Annotated in this window: 3 protein-coding genes; all 3 read left to right on the forward strand. The window is 74.8% G+C overall.

Annotation, left to right across the window (positions count from 1 at the left end; all coding sequences use genetic code 11):
• Positions 1-1,235 (forward strand): erythromycin esterase family protein (locus CCN56_RS20400; protein WP_256962060.1); only part of this gene is annotated, 1,235 nt, incomplete at its 5' end.
• A gap of 127 nt (positions 1,236-1,362) precedes the next feature.
• On the forward strand, positions 1,363-2,568 hold the full coding sequence (locus CCN56_RS20405; protein WP_179199917.1) for an alpha/beta hydrolase: 1,206 nt from the start codon (positions 1,363-1,365) through the stop codon (positions 2,566-2,568).
• A gap of 146 nt (positions 2,569-2,714) precedes the next feature.
• Positions 2,715-3,314 (forward strand): hypothetical protein, encoded by a 600-nt coding sequence (locus CCN56_RS20410; RefSeq protein WP_086828811.1) that lies wholly within the window; start codon positions 2,715-2,717, stop codon positions 3,312-3,314.
• Positions 3,315-3,350 lie beyond the last annotated feature (36 nt).

Genomic DNA, 3,350 nt, shown 5'->3' on the forward strand with positions numbered 1-3,350 from the left:
CCCCCGGTCCCGTACGGGAACTCGCCCGCTCCGCCCGGCCCCTGACCGATCTGCGGCCGCTCGACCGGATGATCGGCTCCGCCAAGGTCGTCGGGATCGGCGAGGCCACGCACAGCTCGGCGGAGTTCTTCGAGGCCAAGCACCAGGTCTTCGAACACCTCGTGGAGTCCCGGGGCTTCACCACCTTCGCCCTGGAGGCGCCCTGGTCCACCGGGCTCCTCGTCGACGAGTGGGTCCGCACCGGCCGGGGCGACATCCGGGCGATCATGCGGGACGAGTTCCAGGAGTCGTACCGCCTCTGGAACACCGAGGAGTACCTCGACCTCTTCCGGTGGATGCGCGCGTACAACCAGCGCCACCCCGGCCACCAGGTCCGCTTCATGGGCAACGACCTCGGCTACGCGGGACCGAACCTCTTCGACGCCGTCACCTCGTACGTCGCCCGCGCCCACCCGGAGCTCCTCCCCCGCTTCCGCGAGCTGTACCGGGACTCGCGGCCCACGGGCGAGGTCGAGGCCTGGATGAAGGGCTACATGGACCGGCCGCGCCCCGAACGGCAGCGGATGGCCGGCGACGCGGACCGCGCCCTCGCCCTCCTGGAGCGGCAGAGCCCCGGCAAGGGCCCCGGAGCGCGGGAGGCGCACCTGTGGGCGGTGCAGCACGCGCGCGCGATCGCCCAGGTCGGCACCGAGTACGCCCACGACCTGACGACGCCGGAGGGGCTCGCCGCGGCGATGCTCTACCGCGACCGGATCATGGCCGAGAACACCGTGTGGTGGCAGCGGCGGACCGGCGACCGGATGGTGCTCTCCGCGCACAACGGGCACGTCGGCTACGAGACTCCGACGCCGGACCAGTACCCCCGGCTCCAGGGCGCCTTCCTGCGGGACGCCCTCGGCCGGGACTACGTGAGCGTGGGAGCCTCCTTCGGACAGGGCTCCTTCAACGCGCACGACACCGGGGCCCCGGGCGAACCGCTCCGGACCTTCACCGTCGCCCCGCTCGGCCCCGACAGCAGCTCCCACACCCTGGACCGGGTCGCGTCCGGCCCCTTCTACCTGGACCTGCGGCGCACGGCCCCGGCGGCGCGCGACTGGCTCGCCGTGCCCCGGCCGACCCGGCACATCGGGACGGTGTTCCCCTGGCCGGGCGACACCGTGCCGGTGCGGCTCTCCACCGCGTACGACCTGCTGATCCACTTCCCCCGGATCTCGGCGGCACGGCTGCTGCACTGACGCCCCTTCACACGTCTGGACACGGCCCTGCGCGGGCATCCTTGCCGAGGAGCCGCCGCCCGCGCACGGGGCGCACTCGGCGTCGCGGCCCCCTCGACGTGGAGGGACGGGTCTGGCCGTGACCGGGATGAGTGTGGAGCCGTACCGGGAGATCACCTTCGACAAGGACGGCGACGGGCCGCCGGGGCAGGCCTCGGAACTCGCCGCGCTGGCCCGGCAGGGCGTGGGCGACCTGGTGGTGTTCGCGCACGGGTGGAACAGCTCCCCGTCCGGCGCCACCCGCCTCTGCTCCGACTTCTTCGCCCCCTTCCCCGGGCTGCTCGCGCCCGGGGTGGAGGCGGGGTACGCGGGGCTGATCTGGCCCTCGATGATGTTCACGGACGAGCCGGTGCCCGACTACCGGGCCCTGGTGACGGTCCTCCCGGAGAAGGAGCCGGTCATCGGGCGGCTCACGGAGCTGCTCGCCGCGGCGCCGGAGTCGGAGGCGGCGTTCGAGGAGTTCGGGGCGCTGCTGCGGGAGCTGACGGACGTGGGCGTGGAGTCCGTGGCCCTCGCGGAGCCGGTGCCGGAGTTCTTGGTCGCGGACCCGGTGGCGGTGTGCGCCCTGTTCACCGGAGCCCTGGAGGGCGCGGGCGGGGTTCCGGCGGAGGGCTTCTTCGGCGGAGGGCTGAAGAAGTACTGGAAGGGCGCCAAGGAGGCGCTGCGGCAGGCCACGTACTACGTGATGAAGAAGCGGGCCGGGCAGGTCGGCGAGCACGGGCTCGGACCGCTGCTCGCCGAGGTCGCGCGGGCCGCCCCCGGGCTCCGCGTCCACCTCGTGGGCCACAGCATGGGCGCCCGGCTCGTCGCGTACGCGCTGCGGGGGCTGCCCGCCGGTGTCCGGCCGGTCGCCTCAGTGACGCTCCTTCAGGGCGCCTTCTCGCACTACGCGTTCGCGGCGCGGCTGCCGCACGACCCCGGGCGGTCCGGTTCGCTGCGGGACCTCCAGCACCGGGTCCGGGGGCCGGTGGTGGCCTGCTACTCGCGGCACGACACGGCGCTCGGGGTCATGTACCCGCTGGCGTCCCGGCTCGCGAACGACTCCGAGTCGCTGGCCGGCGCCACGGCCGGGCTGCTCGGCGCGGACGACCCGCGCTGGGGCGCGATCGGGCACGACGGCGTGCAGGCGGTGCCGGGAACGGTGGGGCGGAGCATCGCGGAGGTCCTGCGCGAGGGGGTGCCGGACTCCGGGTGCGTGAGCGTGGACGCGGCCGAGGTGGTCCGCTCGCACAGCGACATCTGCCGTCCCGAGCTGGCCGGGGTGGTGGTCTCGGCGGCCCGGGCGGGCCGGTAGAACCCACCGGACGCGCTGGTTCCGGTGGGTGACGGTCGCCTCTCCCACCCCGTTGATGGCTCCCATCGGAATTTCGATGGAACACGGCGGGGCTCCCGTTCGTCCCTCTGATAGCGCGGAAGGACCAGCGGCGGAGGTGGCGAGGGATGGCCGGTTTCCGGAGTCTCGCGAGACAGGTGCGCGATCCGGGGTGCGACACGGCACTGCGCAGGTACTCCCTGCGCAAGTGTCTGGAGAGGTTCGCGCCCTACGGGCACCGCGCGACCTGGGACCATCTGTGCCGCCGGCACGGATTCGGGCCCGAGGACCGGGAGCTCGACCCGGAGCGGCTCGTGGCCGCGCTCGACGAGCTGGAGGAGGCGCGGGCCGTGTGGCTCGCGTACGAGGAGCGGTTCGCCGCCCGGCGGCGGCGCGAGAAGAGCGAGGGGCTGCGCGGGCTCGGCGCGCTCGACGACTGGCACCGGCGCGTCTGGGGCGGCAACGGCGTGGTCCGCTGCGGCGACCCGGCGGTGCACCCCTCGGACCCGCTGCCGGAGGTGCTGCGGCGGCTGATCGGCGCCCTGGAGCGGGGGCCGGGCGAGGCGTGCCCCGTGTGCGCGGGGCCGCGGATCGAATGGGCCGGCGAGCCGTGGCTCGGCCCGGTGTGCGGGGACTGCGGGGTGGGCGTCCCGCGGGCGGTACTGACGTCGGGGGCGCTGGCCCGGGCGCGCGGGGAGCGCCGCCGGTCACTGGCCTCGGCGGCGTAACGACACCGCCCGCCCGCTGTGGGCCTGCGCCCCGCC

Source organism: Streptomyces sp. NRRL B-24572 (assembly GCF_002156145.1).
Lineage (GTDB): Bacteria > Actinomycetota > Actinomycetes > Streptomycetales > Streptomycetaceae > Streptomyces > Streptomyces vietnamensis.

What these genes read in the sequence shown, in the direction of transcription:
- CCN56_RS20410 (WP_086828811.1), top strand. Translation starts at nt 2,715, where the DNA reads ATGGCCGGTTTCCGGAGTCTCGCGAGACAGGTGCGCGATCCGGGGTGC.
- CCN56_RS20405 (WP_179199917.1), top strand. Translation starts at nt 1,363, where the DNA reads ATGAGTGTGGAGCCGTACCGGGAGATCACCTTCGACAAGGACGGCGAC.